This is a genomic window from Rhizobium sp. BK512, assembly GCF_014194915.1.
GTDB lineage: Bacteria > Pseudomonadota > Alphaproteobacteria > Rhizobiales > Rhizobiaceae > Rhizobium.
Genome location: NZ_JACIAS010000002.1, coordinates 1 through 18,465, shown reverse-complemented (window position 1 = coordinate 18,465; position 18,465 = coordinate 1). Strand labels below are relative to the sequence as shown.

Annotated in this window: 20 protein-coding genes; 10 read left to right on the top strand and 10 right to left on the bottom strand. The window is 60.6% G+C overall.

Annotated features, from left to right (window positions below; genetic code table 11):
• Positions 1–75: 75 nt before the first annotated feature.
• Positions 76–669, top strand: a complete 594-nt coding sequence (locus FHX06_RS05910) for a hypothetical protein (RefSeq protein WP_183878430.1) — start codon at positions 76–78, stop codon at positions 667–669.
• 27 nt (positions 670–696) lie between these two features.
• On the opposite strand, the gene FHX06_RS05905 is transcribed toward FHX06_RS05910, so the two are convergent.
• The 3 genes from FHX06_RS05905 to FHX06_RS05895 all read right to left on the bottom strand — a co-directional run bounded on the left by FHX06_RS05905 (position 697) and on the right by FHX06_RS05895 (position 5,697).
• On the bottom strand, positions 697–4,302 hold the full coding sequence (locus FHX06_RS05905) for a hypothetical protein (protein WP_113017275.1): 3,606 nt from the start codon (positions 4,300–4,302) through the stop codon (positions 697–699).
• Between the two features lie 742 nt (positions 4,303–5,044).
• Positions 5,045–5,443, bottom strand: a complete 399-nt coding sequence (locus FHX06_RS05900; RefSeq protein WP_113017276.1) for a KTSC domain-containing protein — start codon at positions 5,441–5,443, stop codon at positions 5,045–5,047.
• The gene (locus FHX06_RS05895; protein ID WP_113017277.1) at positions 5,440–5,697 is read right to left on the bottom strand and encodes a KTSC domain-containing protein; all 258 of its coding nucleotides are present in this window, start codon (positions 5,695–5,697) and stop codon (positions 5,440–5,442) included. Before FHX06_RS05895 ends, FHX06_RS05900 begins: the two co-directional genes overlap by 4 nt.
• 316 nt (positions 5,698–6,013) lie before the next feature.
• On the opposite strand from FHX06_RS05895, the gene FHX06_RS05890 reads away from it, so the two are divergent.
• Both FHX06_RS05890 and FHX06_RS05885 read left to right on the top strand, forming a co-directional pair.
• On the top strand, positions 6,014–6,571 hold the full coding sequence (locus FHX06_RS05890) for a terminase small subunit (protein ID WP_113017278.1): 558 nt from the start codon (positions 6,014–6,016) through the stop codon (positions 6,569–6,571).
• A complete protein-coding gene (locus tag FHX06_RS05885; protein ID WP_183878428.1) occupies positions 6,555–8,072 on the top strand; it encodes a terminase in 1,518 nt (505 codons plus the stop codon). Before FHX06_RS05890 ends, FHX06_RS05885 begins: the two co-directional genes overlap by 17 nt.
• Positions 8,073–8,111: 39 nt before the next feature.
• On the opposite strand, the gene FHX06_RS05880 is transcribed toward FHX06_RS05885, so the two are convergent.
• A complete protein-coding gene (locus FHX06_RS05880; protein WP_162728646.1) occupies positions 8,112–8,909 on the bottom strand; it encodes a hypothetical protein in 798 nt (265 codons plus the stop codon).
• A gap of 73 nt (positions 8,910–8,982) precedes the next feature.
• On the opposite strand from FHX06_RS05880, the gene FHX06_RS05875 reads away from it, so the two are divergent.
• Positions 8,983–9,177, top strand: coding sequence for a hypothetical protein (locus FHX06_RS05875; protein ID WP_312866502.1), 195 nt, complete (start codon positions 8,983–8,985; stop codon positions 9,175–9,177).
• Positions 9,178–9,294: 117 nt separating this feature from the next.
• Positions 9,295–9,432 (top strand): hypothetical protein, encoded by a 138-nt coding sequence (locus tag FHX06_RS05870; RefSeq protein ID WP_162728647.1) that lies wholly within the window; start codon positions 9,295–9,297, stop codon positions 9,430–9,432.
• Positions 9,433–9,479: 47 nt separating this feature from the next.
• Here the strand turns inward: FHX06_RS05870 and FHX06_RS05865 are convergent, their stop codons facing one another.
• Positions 9,480–9,893: a winged helix-turn-helix transcriptional regulator gene (locus FHX06_RS05865; protein WP_113017281.1), complete on the bottom strand. Its 414-nt coding sequence runs from the start codon at positions 9,891–9,893 to the stop codon at positions 9,480–9,482.
• A gap of 89 nt (positions 9,894–9,982) precedes the next feature.
• Between FHX06_RS05865 and FHX06_RS05860 the strand changes: the two genes are divergently transcribed.
• Positions 9,983–10,858: an NmrA/HSCARG family protein gene (locus FHX06_RS05860; protein ID WP_113017282.1), complete on the top strand. Its 876-nt coding sequence runs from the start codon at positions 9,983–9,985 to the stop codon at positions 10,856–10,858.
• Between the two features lie 70 nt (positions 10,859–10,928).
• Here the strand turns inward: FHX06_RS05860 and FHX06_RS05855 are convergent, their stop codons facing one another.
• On the bottom strand, positions 10,929–11,210 hold the full coding sequence (locus FHX06_RS05855; RefSeq protein ID WP_018114898.1) for a GlsB/YeaQ/YmgE family stress response membrane protein: 282 nt from the start codon (positions 11,208–11,210) through the stop codon (positions 10,929–10,931).
• Positions 11,211–11,328: 118 nt separating this feature from the next.
• Complete coding sequence (locus tag FHX06_RS05850) at positions 11,329–12,228, bottom strand: LysR family transcriptional regulator (protein WP_113017283.1); 900 nt, start codon at positions 12,226–12,228, stop codon at positions 11,329–11,331.
• Between the two features lie 172 nt (positions 12,229–12,400).
• On the opposite strand from FHX06_RS05850, the gene FHX06_RS05845 reads away from it, so the two are divergent.
• From FHX06_RS05845 to FHX06_RS05830, 4 genes are all read left to right on the top strand, one after another.
• A complete protein-coding gene (locus FHX06_RS05845; RefSeq protein WP_113017284.1) occupies positions 12,401–13,054 on the top strand; it encodes a hydrolase in 654 nt (217 codons plus the stop codon).
• A 331-nt stretch (positions 13,055–13,385) separates the two neighbouring features.
• Positions 13,386–13,823 carry a DUF6678 family protein gene (locus FHX06_RS05840; protein ID WP_113148480.1) on the top strand — a complete coding sequence of 146 codons (438 nt, stop codon included), beginning with the start codon at positions 13,386–13,388 and terminating at the stop codon, positions 13,821–13,823.
• Between the two features lie 271 nt (positions 13,824–14,094).
• Entirely contained in the window at positions 14,095–14,811 is a 717-nt protein-coding gene (locus tag FHX06_RS05835; RefSeq protein ID WP_183878426.1) for a helix-turn-helix transcriptional regulator, read from the top strand.
• 53 nt (positions 14,812–14,864) lie between these two features.
• On the top strand, positions 14,865–15,236 hold the full coding sequence (locus FHX06_RS05830) for a DUF1330 domain-containing protein (RefSeq protein WP_112971810.1): 372 nt from the start codon (positions 14,865–14,867) through the stop codon (positions 15,234–15,236).
• Between the two features lie 214 nt (positions 15,237–15,450).
• Here the strand turns inward: FHX06_RS05830 and FHX06_RS35535 are convergent, their stop codons facing one another.
• The 3 genes from FHX06_RS35535 to FHX06_RS05820 all read right to left on the bottom strand — a co-directional run.
• Positions 15,451–15,687, bottom strand: coding sequence for a hypothetical protein (locus tag FHX06_RS35535; RefSeq protein WP_112547924.1), 237 nt, complete (start codon positions 15,685–15,687; stop codon positions 15,451–15,453).
• Positions 15,688–16,110: 423 nt separating this feature from the next.
• Entirely contained in the window at positions 16,111–16,956 is an 846-nt protein-coding gene (locus tag FHX06_RS05825; protein ID WP_183878424.1) for a class I SAM-dependent methyltransferase, read from the bottom strand.
• Positions 16,957–17,571: 615 nt separating this feature from the next.
• A partial coding sequence (locus FHX06_RS05820; RefSeq protein ID WP_183878422.1) for a hypothetical protein occupies positions 17,572–18,465 on the bottom strand: 894 nt, incomplete at its 5' end.

Sequence of the window (18,465 nt, the reverse complement as noted above, 5' to 3'; positions counted from 1 at the left end):
TCCATCATTCAGGCTTTTAATGGCCTGCAGATAAAGCGGCGGCGAAATGCCGCCTCCAGACTATGGGGAGATCTCATGCATAGCCGCTGGCGACCGTTCCTTCTTGCGATCACCCTCCTCCTTCCGGGCGTAGGCCTCGCCGAGGTGCCGCTGTCATCAGATGCGTTTCTGGACAAGTTTTCGTCGACACGCCACACGATTTACCAGTGTTCGACCACCACCAGGATCGTTGGTAAGAAGCTGATCGTTTGCTGGAGGGCCGCGCTATTCATCAAGATGGCGGGAAAATATGCCGTTCCGCCGCTGAGGATTGATGATGCCACCGCCTCGAGGATCATCGAGGAGACCGCAGGGAAAAAAGGGCCGGCCCGCTTTGCGCCGTCCGCGCGCGAAAAGAGCCTGAACGGGATAGCCGGCACGGTCGCGCGCATTCTCGGCGAGCATGATCATCCCGACTTCGATATGATCAATTGCCTCGCGGAACTGGAATTCGAGGGGATCGAGGACAGCCTCAGCTGCAACTATGCCTATGCCAGGGTAAGGCTGATCATGGCAAACGTTGCCGATGCCGAACCCGGCGAATACAGGCTCGACAGGGCCGAATTCCCCTATGTCCTGCAGCAAGGATTGGAACGCGCCTATTTGGGGTCGAAAACCCCGCAACCTTGAGCCCGCTGCCGCCGCGCCGACACCCATTCACTCGATGATCCCCGAGGTGCGCAGCACCGAAGACAGGATCGAACGTGCCCGCTCGCCCGCAGCCGCCAGCCAGGCGTTCAACGCGGCAGGCGCGGGCTTCTTTTCGGTCTCGTCTGCACAGGACCTGATGTCGCCGGCCGGGCGGGACACCGCTGAAGCTGGGCCTGTTCCGTCGCTCTGCGCCTTGTCGGGCGTGCCGCAGGGAACGAGATAGCCCTGCTCGGGATCGACGGCATTCAGCAGATAGAGATAGGCGAGCGCAGAAGACATGCTGCGTTTGGGGAAATAGGAGGCGAAGCGTGCCGTTGCCGTCGAGCGGTGGGAAAAGATCTGGTAGACGCGCCTCTGCACGAATTGCACCAACTCGGGATCGTCTTTGCTGACCAGCAGCGCATAGGGTTCGTAGGTCAGATATTCGGCGCCAATCAACTGCTCGACCGCGCAGGGCGTATTGCGGGCGTTCCAGCTGTCGAGCTTGCCGAGGATCAGCTCCCGATCGCCCATGAAGACCGGTCTCAGGCCCGGATTCGGGCTGCAGAACCACCGGATGAGATCCCCGTAATCCTTCATCGGGCAGAAATGATATTCACGCCAGGATCTCTTCTTCTTGTCAGCATCGCTGAGTTCCTTCTTCTCATCAGGGTTGCAACGCGGATCGGTGACGGCGGCGGATATCAATTTGAGCGGATCGGGCTTCAGCGCGTCGTCGCACAGGACGATCGATTGCGCGGCCTGATCGCCCGACGTATTCGGGCTCGACCCGCAAATCTTGCCCACGGTGGTGATGAGATTGTTCGCCATCTCCTGCGACGGCAGCGGTAGAAAGGATGTCGTATCAGGCAGGATCGAAAGGGGCGCGAGGTTCTTCGCGCTTTGGAGCGCCTTTTCAAGCGATGTCTTGAAATCGGGCGGCAGCTCTATTTCGGGCGATACGCTGGCATGATCCGGCATCGCCTTTTCAGACGATGCCGGGGCGGAAGCACGCGAACCGGGATTGTCGGGCAGCAGCATCGCAATCCTGCGCCTGACCGCCGCCGCCGCATCGAGGAAACGGCAGCGCTCGTAGAGTGCCTTTCGCTGGGTCGGTGCCAGCCCCTTGAAGAAGTCGACCTGGCAGCTCTTGAAGGCAACATCTGCGGCCGTCGTTGCCGAGACGTAACCGATCACGACATCGCCGGCATAGGTCGTCGCTTCCCGCGAATACCGGACGAGATAGGAGACGCCGGAGGCAAAGACGATCGGCGAGTAGATGCTGTTCCAGTCCCGTTTGGACCGGCCATCGGCATCGTCGCCTGAATCGCCATTGGCGCTGATCGACAATCCCGAAAAGCGCATGGTCACTGTATCGCAGAGAACGTCGACGGGCTTCTTGTCGCCGACCGTGTCCCCGTTCACCAGCTTGAAGCGTTCGGCCGTCGTGACCGACACTTCCTCGATCGTATATTCGCCGACCGCGAAAATCTCGTGGCAGAGGTCCGCTAGGTAGCCGATATGATGCGCCTTTCCGTGCCCATCGCCGACGAGATAGGAGAACGGCTCGACATTGTCGCGGAAGCCGACGCGCACGTCGCGAGCGAAAACGGGCGTGCTCAGCACGAAGGTGGCGGCCATGAGGACCGCGCAGACAAACTCCGCCTGCTTTCGGTTGATCCGCCGCCGCGTTCTGCTGAAACCGGGCTGGCCGAGGTTCCAGCTGGCGAGGAATACCAGGACCGTCAGAATGAGCCGGCTCAGCGTATCCGACCGCCGGCTGCATTCTGCGGTCGCAATTGTCTCCGCCTTGAAACAGGCGTCCGGCCAATTGGGATCCCAGAACCAGCTGTGGGCGATGGAAAGCACCAGCACCAAAGCGGCGCAGAGCACCGCATGGCCAAGGACCGGCCTTCCATGCGCCCGCGCATCGGCCGCCGCCAGGCACATCGGCACCATCGGGAGAAGGGTGACGGCAAGGGTCGGATAATAGAGCATGAAGGGGGCCGATCCGCCGAAGAGCAGCGAATTGAAATGGTTCGCATTCTGGGCGATGGCAAAGGCCCGCAGCATCGCAACCCCGGTCAGTCCGAGGATCGAGACGGCGAGCGCCAGCGCAAGGCAACCCATCATCTGCGACAGGCGCGAGGAATTTCTATAGTCCCAATCCTGCTGCGCGCCGACCCAGTCCTTGGTGTCCCACCGGTATTGACGCAGCGAAAAGGCCGCCAGAAGCGGCAGCCAGGTCAGCGAGGCGATCTTCAGGGTTTCGACCAGTGCCGTCAGCAGCACCCCGGCGAGGTTCGTCGTCTCCACATATTGACTGACGAGTTCCTGCGCGCCCTGCCAGGCGCTGGCGGCAAACAGGATGAAGACGGGGATGAGCGAGAGCAGCAGCCCCGCCTCCGGCCCGCTGCCGACGGCATCCGGCCGGTCGGTTTCGAGCAGCAGATCGGCAAGCGCATCGATCGGGTGTGCCAGGCCGGGCTTCGGCGCCCTGGCCGGCCCGCGAAAATCCGGGTCGCGCTCGAGGAAGATCGCCAGCAGCGTCACCAGTTCGAAACGGACCGCTGTCGCGTCCTTCATGACCTGCGAAATATAATCGTCGAACCGCGCTTCGCTCGCGTGCAGACCGGCATTGGCCGGCTGGGCTTCGCTCGCACGTAGATCGGGATTGGCCGGCCGGGCTTCGCCCGCATGCAGCTCGGCATGGGCCGGATCGGTGGCATTGGGATCGCCGGTTTCCTGCAGCCGGCGCTGAAAGCTGTTCAGCAGAGCATCGGCGCTATCGACGAACTTGGCTTCAGTCTCCCGCACGCGGGCTGAAACCTCGGCGCCCGGCCAGCTGCCGCGCGTCGTCTTCGCCCAGACGATCAGGAGCTCCAGCTGCGACAGTAGCGCGAGCAGCTCCCGGGTTCGCGACGTCCGCTTTCCGAGCAGCCACCTGACGCGTGGATAGGCATCGATCTGGGCCTGCCAGTTCTTGCGAAAGTGCCCCAGCATTTCGGCAAGCGAGCCCCTGCCCCTGTTGCGCAAATGCTCCCGGCGCTCGCCGCTGTGCCCCGGCGGTTCCTCCAGCGTGGCGATGAGGCTGCGGGTGGTCTGTTCGATGCGCACGGGAATGCCGGCTGCCCGGTAGGCGCGGTTGCGCAGCCACTCCTCGGCGATCCGCACCGGCGGCAGCAGGTCCGCAAGCCCCGCAAACGCGAAGGCAAGGGTCAGCGGCCATTGCGGACTGTCGAATTTCAATTCGGCAATATCGACGGAAATGCCGGCAACGGGGATCATCTGCGTTGCCTGGAAGATCAGCTTGCCGAAAAAGGTCAGCGACACATAGAGGATCAGCATCGCGCCGGCATAGATGAAATAGGCCCTGTGGAGCGAATTCTGGCCGCCGAGGTCCGTCGGGTCGAAATCACGCAGCGCTTCCGAGGTGGCATTGATATTCCGCCCCCTCGCCTTGAACCGCGGCCAGGAAAAGAAGGCCACGAAAAAACAGCCGAAAGCGAAAGCGTAGAGGAAAGAGGGCTCGAACCGAACGCCCATCATGGGCAGTTGCGGCATGTCGCTGATGGTCAGGCCCTGGTAGTTCCAGAGCGACCACGGGATATCCGCCGGCCAGGGATTATCCATCCGCCTCTCCAGAGATAGTGGCGCTCAAAGGTTCTCAAGCGGAACCGGTCAGTGCCGGTGTATCCGGATTTTTCTGGCTAGCAGTTGCCGACATTCGGGTCGCAGGGCCCCGCCACCGCAGCGGGCGGAACGACAGCGACGGTCGATATGCAGAGGCCGATAGCGATGAGTAGTACGAAGATACGCATGTTACCCTCCCTAACTCACTTTATAGTAGCATAATTGAAGAAACAGGGAAAGAGTTTCTGCCGAAAGCGGCAGTCTGGCCCAAGGAAAGACGCTACGAATTAAGGATTTATCGTTTTGTTAGCCAATATTTTGACTTGAGTGGACTACTATCTATCATTGAGTTAGCAACATCGAAACTATAACAGGCCCGCATTTCCCGGCTTGGGCTGGAGGCCGAACTTGGCGTCTCGCACAGCCCGGAAAGCGCCGCCCCTCGGCTCAGATCCCCAGCCACTCGACGATAACCCATTGATCCTGAATAAGAATTTCTGAAAATGCAGCAAAAGCGGCCAAAATTCCGGCTAAGTCATTGATCCTGAATAAGTGATCCACTTACTCCCAAACTTACGCGTAAAGAAATTCAAATCAGGAGAAAGCCTCCGGCGACGGAAAAAAATATAAAAGTTTTTCCGCTTTCCTGCGTCACTTATTCAGGATCAAGGACTTAGCTATTTTTAGCCATGCAGGCAGCACGAGACCGCCATCGGATCTCGCTGCGGCGATCCCGCCTGCCTCAATGATGATGATCGCGGGAGCGCAGCCAGTGGAAGGAAAAGTGCCGGTGGGCGTCGTCGCGGCGGAAGGCGTCGCGGATGTGCTGCGTGTAATACCAGCCGGGCGATGGCGCGGTGACCAGGTTTATGACGACGCCCTGGGGCACGTCGAAATATCGGCGGTGGCCTTTCAGCCGGTGCTCGATCTCGAGGATCCGCGTGACGGGATCATAGGTGATCTCGCTGATCAGATGCGATGCGAGTTTGACCGTCACCGCAACCGGGGGCTCATCGGAGGACCGGGCGGGATCATAGGACTGCGTTCCTTGCTCGCCGGTTGCGGCAGCAGGGTTTGCTGTATGCTCGTCCCGTTCCCCCTCTCCGTTATGGTCCCCCTGCCCGCTATGGACTGGGCTCATCCCCGCCCCGCGCTTCCGGATTCCAGCGGGCGGTTCGAAGGCTCGATCTGGGATTCGTAGAAATCCAGCTTGTCCTCGGCGATGCGCAGGCCGACGATGTGCCCTTCGATGACATCGAGATGGGTATGCATGCTGCCGTCGGAAAATTCGACGACCAGCCTGGAAGGTTCTTCGCTATAGCCAATCCTGCTGATTTCCCTGTCCCGGTGCATCCTGTCAGATATACCGATAGCATTCTTAAGTTTTTCAAGCATAAGCGAACTCCTCTATTCTAATAAATCCTTGATTAATTCATTGCATGCAGCAACGATTATCGTTTAATTCAGTTAAATAGGGTGGTTAACGTCCGTATTTACGCGTAAAAGCTGCATTCCCTACTGATATTCTTGCGCCGCCATCACCCGGGGCGATTTTCCTCCCGCTAGGTCAGGCACAGAAAGCGGCTGAGGCCCCAAACGCGCAGTTCCCCGAAAAGGTTCCCGCCGGCCGTTCACATTTTTCCTTTCTTCCGCCCATTCATTGCGCCAACCGTTGCTCTGTTATCTCCCCGGCAAACCGGGATGTGATGGCATGAGCGAACTGACGGCGCGGCAGCAGCGCTTTGTGGAGGAATATCTCGTCGATACTGTGGGCGCGCAGGCGGCGATAAGGGCGGGCTATTCGCCTCGCGGCGCGAAGGAGACTGCCTGCAGGCTGCTGAAGATACCTCATATTGCCGCAGCCATCGGCAAGGCGAAGGCCGAGCGCTCCGAGCGCACGCGGATCGATGCGGACTGGCTGCTGACGCGGCTTGCCGCCGAGGCCGAAGCCGATCTCGGCGATCTCTATGACGACAATGGCGATCTCCTGCCGATCCGGGAATGGCCCGAGATCTGGCGGCAGGGGCTGGTGACGGATCTCGAAATCTCCGCGCTCTACGAGGGCACGGGCAAGGAGCGCCGCGAAATCGGCCATGTGAAGAAGGTGAAATTTGCCGAGCGGCTGCGCCGGCTGGAGCTGATCGGCAAACATATCCGCATCAATGCCTTCAAGGAGATCATCGAGCACAAGGGCCTCTCCGCGCTCGCCGAGCGGCTGGAGCGGGCGCAAAGGCGCACTGAGACGCAAAACGATGGCGAAGCGCAGTAGCATGACGCGCCGAAAGCCCCTGCCCGCCGCATCCGGCGAAATCAGCGATCCTAATGACGCGATCATCGAGCTTGCCGCCGCCTGCCGCTTCAGCCCGAAGCGCTGGAGCCGGCTCGCCTGGGACTGGGGCATGGGCGAACTCAAGGACTATGACGGCCCGCGCCCCTGGCAGGACGAGATCAACGAGCTGATCGGCGCCCATCTTGCCGACCCTGCCACCCGCTACCAGCCGCTGCAGATCGCGGTCGCCTCCGGCCACGGCATCGGCAAATCGGCGGAAATGGGCATGCTCTCCAACTGGGCCATGTCCTGCTTTGCCGATTGCAAGATCGTCACGACGGCCAATACCGAGGGCCAGCTGCGCACCAAGACGGCGCCCGAAATCGGCAAATGGTTCCGACTTTCGATCACCGCCCACTGGTTCGATGTGCAGGCCATGTCCATCAAGTCGCGCGATCCCGAGCGCAGCGAAAGCTGGCGGCAGGATTTCGTCTCCTGGAGCGAGCACAATACGGAAGCCTTCGCCGGCCTGCACAACAAGGGCCGCATCATACTCCTGCTCTTCGACGAGGCCTCCAAGATCCACGACAAGGTCTGGGAAGTGGCCGAAGGCGCGCTGACGGACGAGGATACGGTCATCATCTGGATCGTCTTCGGCAACCCGACCAGAAACAGCGGCCGCTTCCGCGAGTGCTTCCGCCGCTTCCGCCACCGCTGGGTGGGAAGGCAGATCGACAGCCGCACGGTGCCCGGCACCAACAAAGAGTTCCTGCAACGTCTCGTGGACGATCACGGCGAGGATAGCGATATCGTCAAGGTGCGCGTTCGCGGCCAGTTTCCGAGCCAGTCCGCCATGCAGTTCATCTCCGCCGACGATGCCGACCGGGCCAGATCAACGCACCTGCGCCCCGAGCAATATGCCTTCGCGCCCGTCATTTTGGGCGTCGACCCCGCCTGGACGGGCGACGACCCGACGGTGATCATGCTGCGCCAGGGCCTCTATTCGAAGCGGCTGGCGACCATTGCCCGCAACGACAACGATATCGAGGTTGCCAATCTCATCGCCCGGCTGGAGGATGAATACGAGGCCGACGCCGTCTTCGTGGATGCCGGCTACGGCACCGGCATCGCCAGCGCCGGTACCGTCATGGGCCGCTCGTGGCAGCTCGTCTGGTTCGCCTCGACGAAGGTGCTCGACCCCGGCTATTACAATATGCGCGCCTATATCTGGGGCCAGATGAAACGCTGGCTGAAGGCCGGCGGCGCGATCGATCCCGGCAATGAGGTTCTCTACCAGGACTTGGTGGGACCGGAGACCGTGGCGCGGCTGGACGGCAAGATCCAGCTCGAAAGCAAGGAAGACATGAAGGATCGCGGTCTGCCATCGCCCAATGAAGGCGATGCCCTGGCGCTGACCTTCACGCAGCCGGTGGCAAAGAAGCTGCGTCACCGGTCGGAGACCGGGGTGAAGGCTGTGGTGGATTATGATGTCTATGGGTAGCAGGTGGCGGCTAGATCGCTGGCACTGTCCTGGAACCCATCATGCTTGTGCTTTGAGCTGAAGCAGCCATGTCTCCATCTCTGTGACGAACTTCCTGTCGTGCGGCCGGCCAAGGTATTTTTCGGCCCATTCGCCCGTGACCACATATCGGCGCAGCCAGACCTCAAGTGCTTGCACGTCCTCGCCGGTCTTGTCGAAGAAGCCCGAGAAATAGTTGCCGGCCTGTGCGGCGAGTTGCGCCATCTCCTCGAGCACGGCCTTCATCAATGGTGCATCAAAGAACGGCCCCATGACGACTTGGCCTCCACCGGTGGGCCGCATCAGCGCGAAGCCGTGCCACGTCGCATGCGACGCATACTCGCAGAATAACTTGTACGCCGGGCCGCGCTTGCCTTCCTTGAAGTTATCGAATTTGTCGAGGAACTCACGAACCTTCACCGGTGCAAAAATCTGCCGGCGCTTCTTGTCGTCCGATTCCCGCCATTCAGTTATCTTGGCGGGATCGCGGTCGAACCAGCCCCATAAAAAGACAATCTCCATGATGTCGCGCAGGGTCGCCGCTGCAAGCTGATAGTAGCCTCGCGTGAGCTGACCATACGCAGATCCGAGATCGTTGAATATCCGGGCGCCGAGCAATTGGATGGTTTCTTGATCGAGGTCGACGGCATCGCGCTTCGCGAAGAAATCAATATGGTCCATCACCGCTTCGATTAGTTCGACATGATTCAGAAGCGCTTCATCGGCCTCAATCGCGGCAATCGACCGCTTGCAGATGTACTCCTCGCCCTCATTGAGCCGTGTCATGTTCTCAGGAATTTTGCGGCGTTGGGCGATCATTAGCGGCACCTTTCCAGTTCAGCCGAAAGCGGCTAGCCTCTTCAACATCGTGGGGGCGACGAATTTGCGCAATGTGATCATGATCGTGTTGATCGGAATATTGGCATTTGTGCTGTGGCGCCTAGGGGACGTCGAACGCGAGCGATACGCGCTGCTGGTCGGCATGTGCCGCGACAAGAGCCCCGTAGGCCTAGACGCTAACTGCCTCGAAACCGTAGAGCCACGCAAGAACCGCCTCTGGGACATCTTCTACGGGCTGGTTGAATGAGAGCCGCTATCAATCTCGCGGCGGTACTGGTCGCGATCCCTGCCGGCGCATGGGAATATCAACGCTCCCGCCTATGCGGCTTGCAGCCATAGCTCGGTTGGTGCATCCAAGGAAGACATGAAGGACAGTGGCCTGCCCTCGCCCAACGAAGCCGACGCGCTGGCACTGACATTCACGCAGCCAGTCGTCAAACGCCTGCGTCACCGGTCGGAGACCGGGGTGAAGGCTGTGGTGGATTATGATGTCTATGGGTAGCGCGGCGTGGCGCGGTGGTTGCGCATTTGCGCGACATGCTCAAGAAATTACTTCAGGGCTTCGTCATAGGAGCGACGATGTTCTTCGACGACGGGCAGATTATCCCGGACCCACAGGTTGAAGCTCTCGAGAGCGTGCAGCACGCCGGCGCCCATATCGGTCAGTTCATATTCGACGCGCGGCGGTACTTCGGGAAAGTAATGACGCATCACCATGCCGTCGCGCTCCAGGTTGCGCAGCGTCAGCGTCAGCATTCTCTGGGTGATCCCGTCGATCTCTTTCCTGAGCGCTGAAAAGCGCAGCCGTTGCTCATCGGCCAGAGACAGCCGCCATAGAACATGCACAGTCCACTTGTCGCCCAGCCGTGTGCAAATCCCGTTTGACGGGATCGGCCTGAATTGTGGTTTGTCCTCTGGTCCCTGAAGGGAGCCGGGTCCGATACCATTGTCCAAGCGTATCATCCTTGTGCCTGACGCTGAAAAATGTGCCGTCTTCCGGCGATTTTCTACTCGTATATATGGACGGTCGTTGTTCAACGCGAGGGTTCCCAATGACCAATGACAAACATCCAATTCTCGTTTTCGGCGCCACCGGTCGTCAGGGCGGATCGGTCGCCAGAGCCTTGCTGAAAGCGAAGCGACCTGTCCGCGCACTTGTATTGAATACCGGGTCGCCGGCCGCGATCGCCCTGCAGGAGGCCGGCGTCGAAATCGTGCCCGGATCATTCGAGGACGAGGATGCCGTCCGGGCGGCGATGAAAGACGCATATGGCGTTTTCAGCGTGCTGCCGGCCAACCTGTCGGCAGAGGAGGAAGAACGTCTGGGGATTTCGATCGCCGACCTGGCCGTCGAAAGCGGCGTCGCGCATCTCCTTTATTCCTCGGGCGCCAGCGTCGGCGACAAGCCGACGGGTGTGGCGCGTTTTGACGCCAAGCCTCGCATAGAGGCGCATATCCGCAAACTGCCTGTCACGGCCACGATCGTCAGGCCGATGATCTTCATGGAAATGCTGGTGCGGCCGGGATTCGGCCTGGACCAGGGCCAGTTGCTCTCTCTCATCAGGCCGGAGCATTCGATCCAGCTGACCGCGGTGGACGATATTGGCAAATTCGTTGCGGCCATGTTCGCCGACAAGGTCCGGTTCGGCAGCGTCGCCTTGAAAATCGCAAGCGACAGGCTGACCGGCTACGAACTCGAGGCCGCCCTGAGCGAAATCGCCGGCCGCACGATCACCTATGCGCGCTTTCCCGACGATGTTCTTGCAGCCAATGCCGACCTCGCGCACATGGCGAGGAGCCTGGAAGATGGCCCACTGGCAGAACGTGTGGATCTGGATCTCATGCGCGAGATCAATCCGGAAATCCTCACTTTCCGCTCCTGGCTCGCCGGGATCGGCCGAAAGGCGTTCGACGAAGCCCTGGGGTAGAATGCGGCAGACAAGCCCTTTTGATGTCCGCAAGGCCGATGGCGGCATTGGCGCTAACCGAAGCCGTGTCTCACCACTCATCCGGAGTTTTGGGAAGCCGCGTGCGGACTATATAGAGACGAAGGGGGATCAGAAGCATACATGCCCCGAAGAAGCCGAGCAGCAAGTAGGTCAGCCAGCCGCCCCAGTGATAGCCGGCCTTTTCGGCTATCGCATTCAGGATAAAGGCGCCTGACATCCCGACAGCTGCCCATCCGAACGGCAGGTGAGTATGCATGAATTTATCCGCCATCCACCCTGCAACCAGGCCTACGATGATGGCAGTGACCCAGCCAATCTCCCCTTCTGTCATCCTTGCAATCTCCTCGCTTGAATGGGGACAGGAAGCCGATATTCGCTGGAAAGAATAACTGAAAGAACGCGCGCCATCCACTGCGCCGGCGCAGGTCGAAGGCGCTTCGAAGCGCTGTTCACGCCATGCCGGCAGCTCCCATCGGCGCCGGAGCCTCTTCGAAACATTCGATCAGCATGTCCGTCAGCACCCGCACCTTCCGCGTCGCATGCTGCCCCGACGGGCGGATGACGTAGATGCCGGCGGGCGGTGGCGGGTAGCATGTCATGACCGGAACCAGCGCGCCGGAAGCCAGATGGTCGTGGGTTACGCCGTCGGGGATCCAGGCGATGCCGACGCCGGCCAGGGCGGCGGCGGCGAGAGCGAGCGCGTTATCCGCCTTGAAGCGCCCGCGCGGATGAACCGTGATGATCTCCTCTCCGTCCATGAACTGCCAGACCTCCGTTCCCTGCATGAGGGCCTCGTGGCCGGCGAGTTCCTCCGGCGTTTGGGGCGAACCGTGCCTTCTGATGTAATCAGGGCTTGCGACCAGCTTTCCGTAGAGCGGACCGATGCGTCTTGCGACCAGGTTCGAGTCCGGCAGGTAGCCGACCCGGATCGCGCAGTCGAAACCCTCGGCGATGAGATCGACGAAGCGGTCGCTGTAATACGCATGGATGTGGAGTTCGGGGTGGCGTTGCGCCATCTGCGCCAGCACGTGGGCGAAGTGGCTGGGGCCGAAGGAAACCGGCACGGCAATGCGCAGCCGGCCGCGAAGATCGCCGGAAGGCAGGATCGTTTCCATGGCAGTGTCGATCTCGGAACCGACCCTGGCGGCATGGTCCCGAAAGGTGATCCCCGCTTCGGTGAGCGCCGCACCGCGGGTCGTTCGCGCCAGAAGCTGTACGCCGAGTTCGGCTTCGAGCCGGATGAGCCGGCGGCTGACCATGGACTTGGAAATGCCGAGCCGCCGCGCGGCGGGCGAAACGCCGCCGGCATCGGCAACTTCCACGAATGTCCTGAGATCTTCGATATCCACGGTTGGCGTTCCCCATCCTGCGACACAGCTTGGCAGAACGGGAGGCTACCGTATCGAAAACGGGAATGACAGTGTCCGTCTCGCAGGCGGCGCCGCTGTCAGCGCATGTCTGTCTCAATATCGAGAAACATCCAGACCGAACTCATACAAGACGGCAGCAGAGGATCCCTTCATGACCTTTCGTAATGGCCTTGCTTCGCTTCTCCGCCCGGAAGATTCCGTACTCGTCCTGATCGACCATCAGCCCTACCAGCTCGCGAACCTGAACAGCCATGATCCGCAGATGGTGGTCAACAATTCGGCGGCGCTGGCAAAGGCCGCCAGGGCTTTCGGCGTGCCGACCATCCTGACCAGCGTGGTCGCCGCGCGCGGCGGCCTCATCTTCCCGCAGATCACCGATGTGTTCCCGGGCCAGGAGGTGATCGACCGGACCTTCATCAACACCTGGGAGGACAGGAAGGTGGTTGATGCGGTCAAGGCAACGGGCCGCAAGCAGCTGATCATCGCGGGTCTCTGGACCGAGATCTGCGTCGCCATGCCCGTCATCCAGGCGCTCGGCGAAGGCTGGGATGTCACTGTCATCACCGATGCCTCGGGCGGCACGTCGATCGAGGCTCACGAGGTGGCCATCCAGCGCATGATCGCGGCGGGCGCCAACATGATGACCTGGGTGGCGCTGGCCGCCGAATGGCAGCGCGACTGGGCGCGCACCGAACACGCCGACGAGCTGACCGACATCTTCAAGCTGCATGCCGCCGGCAGCGGCATTGCCTATCTCTGGGAGCAGCAGCTGCTCAACACGCCGCTGCCCGGCAAGGCAGGCTGATCTGAGCAGGGGATGACGGGAACCCTGACCGAAGCGGCGAACAAGCCTTCGCCGCTTGCCGGGCTCGTCATCCCACCCGCTGCATGGCCCGTTCGGGCCAGAGCTGTCATTGAACCGCCCAAGGCCTCGATTGCCAGAGTTCCCGACAACAGGAAGCCGAATTTGCTGCCATCGACCTGCAAGCATGCGGCGTGGGCAGCTTTGCGTCGATACCGTTGAAACTCGTTGCAACGCTGCATTGGGACGCGCCCTCACCGTGTTCATGTCTTTGGTTAGCTGTGCTACGGAATGAGTAGGAGCGATTTGATCGGACGCCTCTCGGAGATGCAGCATGTGGAAGAACCAACCTGTCGATATGATGGCGCGTCGCTTGGAGTCGAAGAAGTTTGCGTCGGAGACCTATGCGGCCTCGTTGATGTCGAACAGCAAATGGCGGACGCTGTTCGAGGCTATCGAAGAGTCTGCGGTTAAAGTTGAGGGGATGACGGTCAAGTTCATTGATGACGATAAGGAGTGGTCGCCCGTATATCCCGGATTGTATCCTCCTCGTGCCTATATCGATCTCTGGCCCCTTAACGTCTATCCCTTAGTGGAGATCGAGTGGGTCGAGTTTCGACGAATTGTCGAGTGGAAGCGGCCGAACAATGTTCCTGCGAAACTGGTGCCACAAGATATAGATGCGATCCTGACCGTTATTGAAAGCACAGGTAAGCGCTTTCCCCTTGAGGTCTCCGGAGAGGCAATTCGGGTCATCGGGCACGTGAAGTGAAGAAGCTCGGGGCCTGATATTGCTCCTACCTAGGGCGCTTGATTCAATCACCGCACCGATTGGGCAGCTCCGGTACGCCTCTTCTAGGCTGGCCAAATTCAGGCCACCACATGCCTCATTGCCGCCTGGGAATGTTGAAATCCCGTCTCTTGTAAATTCTCAAGGTCGACTATCTTCGGGTCGGCTGCTTCCGGTCGCAAGAAGGTCCCGGTTTGCTGGAGACCTTGCGTCGGATGCGTGAGCATGGGACTGGCCTCGGAAGAAACTGGATATGTCGAGAACGAACCGTCTGTTTGAGCTTATAAGCGTGCTGCGAGCACGCAGGAGACCCGTCACGGCCCTCGATCTGGCACGCGAGCTGGGCATTTCGCTGCGAAGCATATACCGGGACATTGAAACGCTGCGGTCGCTGGGCGCTCCCGTCAAGGGACAGGCGGGTATTGGCTACTCTTTGGGCCCAGGCTTCTTTCTGCCGGAATTCGCATTTTCGCCGGATGAGCTGGACGCATTGACCCTTGGCCTCGCCTGGGTGCAGCAGCGCGCCGATCCTGCGCTGGCACAGGGCAGCGAAAGCGCTCTGGCCAAGATAATTTCCGCCCAAAAGAACGGCCCGGCGACGAAGGATGGGCCGCCTGCCCTCGCGGCGGCCTCGGTTTCCCAGCGTGTGGACCCTCCGCAGGCCGCGTCATTGCGCGATGCCATCCATCGGCAGCGCAAAGTGGCGATCAGCTATGAAGACGCTCAGGGCTCGCTCTCGGATCGCATCATCTGGCCGATCGCCATCGTTTATTTCGACGATGTGCGTGTCCTGGCGGCCTGGTGCGAACAGAGATCGGCCTTCCGCCACTTCCGCGTCGATCGTCTGCAGGTGAAGGCTATTTCGGACGAGCGTTACCCCGGTCGACGCCAGTCGATCATGAAACAGTGGCAGCAACAGGATCGCGACTGGCGCTCGTTCCTGCCAGTTTCTGGCACTGCGACAGGCTAACAGTTGACCGGCGCACCCACACCCACTCCCGGTGCCGTGTCAAAGGAAGTTAGATGGTTTCATTCTCACCTGCCGTATTCGACGCCTTCCTGGCCGAAGACGACGATTCTGCCGTCGTCATGCTGAACCTCATCCGGTTCGAGCCCGATGGCGGCAAGCAAAGATATCTGGAATACCTGCGGATGGCGAAGCCGATCCTGGCTCGCTTCGGCGCGAAAATCCTGTTTGGCGGAAATGGCCTGCCTGTGCTGACGACCGGGCAGGAAAAGGGTTGGGATGCGGTCGTGCTGGTTCAGTATCCACGCCGCTCCGCATTCAAGGATATGGTTGCGGATCCGGAATACCAGATTGCCTTCAAGGTCGGAGTATCGGCGATCTCCGATATCGTCCTGCAGCCTCTGAAACCTGACGACGGTATGGTGTGATGGCGGGGAACGACAGTCGCGCAGCCGCCCTCTGGCCGCCTGCACGGCGGCAGTATTGACCCGGCAACGACCGCTTCGCACCGGAGCGGTCGTTGCCGGCCACAAGGGCGGCATCATGGAGCGAGTGCCACAAGATTCCCGTGACCTTTGATGTCTTGGCTTCGGAGCTTGGACGATCTGGTAGCGGTCGAGGTTGGCGCGTCGAAACCGACAACTAGCGACGACCGACGCGGTTAACTGGACCACCCTTATTTACAGCAGTTCCCTGCGTCACCGTACCACGCGCTGCACGAGCAACCGGACGCGGCCTCAGCACCACCCCGGGTCTTACGACGCAGCCCGCCGGATAACTGATATATTGACAGTAGACGACAGCATTTGCGGTATCCATGGGCGGTGCCGTAAATCCAATCGTTAGAAAGGCAAGTGACGCAGCAGCAATTCGTTTCATATTCGCCTCCTATGTCTTCGATACTTCCCGAGAAGCACTGCGGTTGCTCCCACTCCCACCTGTGGCCTGATCAATGCCATTGAACAGGCCACGGTGCGTACAAACGCTTTGATAATGCGGAACGTCAGGACCGGTCATGGCCGGCCTCCCACAAGCGGCAACATCATAACATTCGAACCAATTCTTGGCCCGTAACATCACGTAGAATCGGTTCCGTGCTGCGATACCTGCGGCGGCTGATCGGCGTCGCCGACGGCTTTGGGCGCCACAAGACCTCTGATGTCTTGCCTCCGGAGCTTTGCGATCGCGATCGCTTGGGAGCGGAAGCACAAGTTGGCGGGACCGCACTGCGCATCCTGCGCCCCTCGCCACTCCGGCATTACCGCAATAGATCGCGGGGCAGATCGTGGCGACGAAAGGTGCTTAAGACCTCGGCACGATGCCCAGGCTGAGTACCCACATTTCGCGATAGCAGAAATCGGGGTCGCCAATCAGGCGTTCCGGCTCTTCACCGATCGCTTTCCATTGGCGATGATCCGCTTCTGTCAAATCGCGCGTTCTGGCCAGTCCGGACAAGAATTCCAGATTGTTGCGAATGTATTCGCGCTCCACGGACGTGAGCGGCTGACGGCGTTCCGCGAGCGTCGTGATTGCGGAGACATTCTCGAGGCCCGCCGCTCGAAACCACGCCGATACGCGCGTTCCCCTCATTGCGCCTGACATCTGCACGTCATCAGACAGCGCATCGAGCAGACGCCACATCAGTTTGGGATCCTGCGGCTGATACTGCCAAACCGAGATATCGACCTCCTTCACTGCCACAAGTCCGCCCGGCTTTACGACGCGGCGGAATTCGGCGATTGCTTGTGTCAGCTCCACATCGCTCAGATACTGGACGACGTTCGCGCTCCAGACCGCATCGAATGTGCCCGTCTCATAGGGCAGCGCGAGGATGTTGCCGGTTCGCGCTCTTATTGGACAGGCAAGCCGCTCGCTTGCAATCAAGCCTTCGATTGCCTCGAGATTTTCCCGCGCCAGATCACAAGCCTCGATATGCCCTTCGGGGCCCAGCAGCTCCGCCATTAAAGGCAGGAAGACCCCGTTGCCTGCTCCCGCATCAAGCACTGACCAGCCGGACCGGATGCCGGCGGCGCGAAGGGTGGCATCATATTCGTCCCTCAGCGCCAGGTAATGAAGATTGAGATGACCTCCGGCGCTGAGCTTATGGCCGGACGACGTGATGTGTTCGGAATCTGAAGCGTTGCTCATCTGCCTGTCCGGTCCGAGTTCACAACAACTGCTTTAGGGAAATGTAATTTCTGGCTCAGCCTGGTCTGCCATATGCCGCGGCGCCGATTGAAATCAGGTTCGCCTTTTATCGCCATATTAGCGATCCATAAAATATAGATCGTCCGGGACTGTCAACCATCGCGCGGACCGGCGAACGAAGAGCGCCTTGCCTGAGCCTCAATCCGCGCCACTTGCTCCTTAATGCCACAAAAAAGGGGTACCTTGCGGCACCCCTCTTTCGTCCCCCAAACCGGAATCCCCCTCCCAGATGCAGGATCCCGGCCCCTCACAAATACCCCTCTCCCCCCTCATCTCTGTGTTCCCGGCCCAGTCCGGGTTATCTCACAGAGATCCAGCACTCTCCCCTTTCGGGTGCAGCAACTCCTACGCACTACATCTGAACCATCACTGCACAGAAGAGACGCTGCGATTCCTGTGACATCCTTTGCGCCAGCACGCGGGCACAGGAATGAGAGAGGAAAGGGAATGCGCCAGGCAAATAGTGAAGACACCGTCGCCGGGCCGCATCTCGGATATTTCCATTGAGGAAGGGCTTCGTTGCCTGAAGCCCCTCCTCCGGTTCGCTATGCCGGATCAGTTATGGCCGCCGCTCTTGCCGGGGCCACCGGTGCCGCTGCTGCCAGAGCCACCGTTGTTGCCGTTGTTGCCGTTGTTGCCCGAGCCGCCGTTGTTGCCATTGTTGCCAGAGCCACCGTTGCCGCCATTGTTGCCTGAGCCACTGTTGCCGCTGTTGCCGGAACCACTGTTGCCCGAACCGCTGTTGCCGGAACCGCTGTTGCCCGAGCCGCTGTTGCCGCTGCTACCGGAGCCACTGTTGCCAGAGCCGCTGTTGCCGCTGCTGCCGGAACCACTGTTGCCAGAGCCGCTGTTGCCGCTGCTGCCGGAACCACTGTTGCCAGAGCCGCTGTTGCCGCCGCTGCCGGAACCACTGTTGCCCGAGCCGCTGTTGCCGCTGCTGCCGGAACCACTGTTGCCCGAGCCGCTGCTGCCGGAACCACTGTTGCCTGAGCCGCTGTTGCCGCTGCTGCCGGAGCCACTGTTGCCCGAGCCGCTGTTGCCGCTGCTGCCGGAGCCACTGTTGCCCGAGCCGCTTTTGCCGCTGCTGCCGGAACCGCTGTTGCTCGAGCCGCTGTTGCCGCTCTTATCGTTGCGGTCGTTGCCGCCCTTGTCGTTGCGGTCGTTGCCGCCCTTGTCGTTGCGGTCGTTGCCGCCCTTGTCGCCACGGTCGTTTCCGCCCTTGTCGCCACGGTCGTTTCCGCCCTTGTCGTTGCGGTCGTTGCCGCCCTTGTCGCCGCGGTCGTTGCCGCCCTTGTCGCCACGGTCGTTTCCGCCCTTGTCGTTGCGGTCATTGCCGCCCTTGTCGTTGCGGTCATTGCCGCCCTTGTCGTTGCGGTCGTTGCCGCCCTTGTCGTTGCGGTCGTTGCCGCCCTTGTCGCCACGGTCGTTTCCGCCCTTGTCGCCACGGTC

Bases quoted from the DNA above. Each gene is read 5' to 3' on its own strand.
- FHX06_RS05905 (WP_113017275.1), bottom strand. From the start codon at position 4,302: ATGGATAATCCCTGGCCGGCGGATATCCCGTGGTCGCTCTGGAACTAC.
- FHX06_RS05840 (WP_113148480.1), top strand. From the start codon at position 13,386: ATGTGGAAGAACCAACCTGTCGATATGATGGCGCGTCGCTTGGAGTCG.
- FHX06_RS05835 (WP_183878426.1), top strand. From the start codon at position 14,095: ATGTCGAGAACGAACCGTCTGTTTGAGCTTATAAGCGTGCTGCGAGCA.
- FHX06_RS05845 (WP_113017284.1), top strand. From the start codon at position 12,401: ATGACCTTTCGTAATGGCCTTGCTTCGCTTCTCCGCCCGGAAGATTCC.
- FHX06_RS05865 (WP_113017281.1), bottom strand. From the start codon at position 9,893: ATGATACGCTTGGACAATGGTATCGGACCCGGCTCCCTTCAGGGACCA.
- FHX06_RS05910 (WP_183878430.1), top strand. From the start codon at position 76: ATGCATAGCCGCTGGCGACCGTTCCTTCTTGCGATCACCCTCCTCCTT.
- FHX06_RS05900 (WP_113017276.1), bottom strand. From the start codon at position 5,443: ATGAGCCCAGTCCATAGCGGGCAGGGGGACCATAACGGAGAGGGGGAA.
- FHX06_RS05855 (WP_018114898.1), bottom strand. From the start codon at position 11,210: ATGACAGAAGGGGAGATTGGCTGGGTCACTGCCATCATCGTAGGCCTG.
- FHX06_RS05870 (WP_162728647.1), top strand. From the start codon at position 9,295: ATGAAGGACAGTGGCCTGCCCTCGCCCAACGAAGCCGACGCGCTGGCA.
- FHX06_RS05830 (WP_112971810.1), top strand. From the start codon at position 14,865: ATGGTTTCATTCTCACCTGCCGTATTCGACGCCTTCCTGGCCGAAGAC.
- FHX06_RS05885 (WP_183878428.1), top strand. From the start codon at position 6,555: ATGGCGAAGCGCAGTAGCATGACGCGCCGAAAGCCCCTGCCCGCCGCA.
- FHX06_RS05895 (WP_113017277.1), bottom strand. From the start codon at position 5,697: ATGCTTGAAAAACTTAAGAATGCTATCGGTATATCTGACAGGATGCAC.
- FHX06_RS05890 (WP_113017278.1), top strand. From the start codon at position 6,014: ATGAGCGAACTGACGGCGCGGCAGCAGCGCTTTGTGGAGGAATATCTC.
- FHX06_RS35535 (WP_112547924.1), bottom strand. From the start codon at position 15,687: ATGAAACGAATTGCTGCTGCGTCACTTGCCTTTCTAACGATTGGATTT.
- FHX06_RS05880 (WP_162728646.1), bottom strand. From the start codon at position 8,909: ATGATCGCCCAACGCCGCAAAATTCCTGAGAACATGACACGGCTCAAT.
- FHX06_RS05860 (WP_113017282.1), top strand. From the start codon at position 9,983: ATGACCAATGACAAACATCCAATTCTCGTTTTCGGCGCCACCGGTCGT.
- FHX06_RS05825 (WP_183878424.1), bottom strand. From the start codon at position 16,956: ATGAGCAACGCTTCAGATTCCGAACACATCACGTCGTCCGGCCATAAG.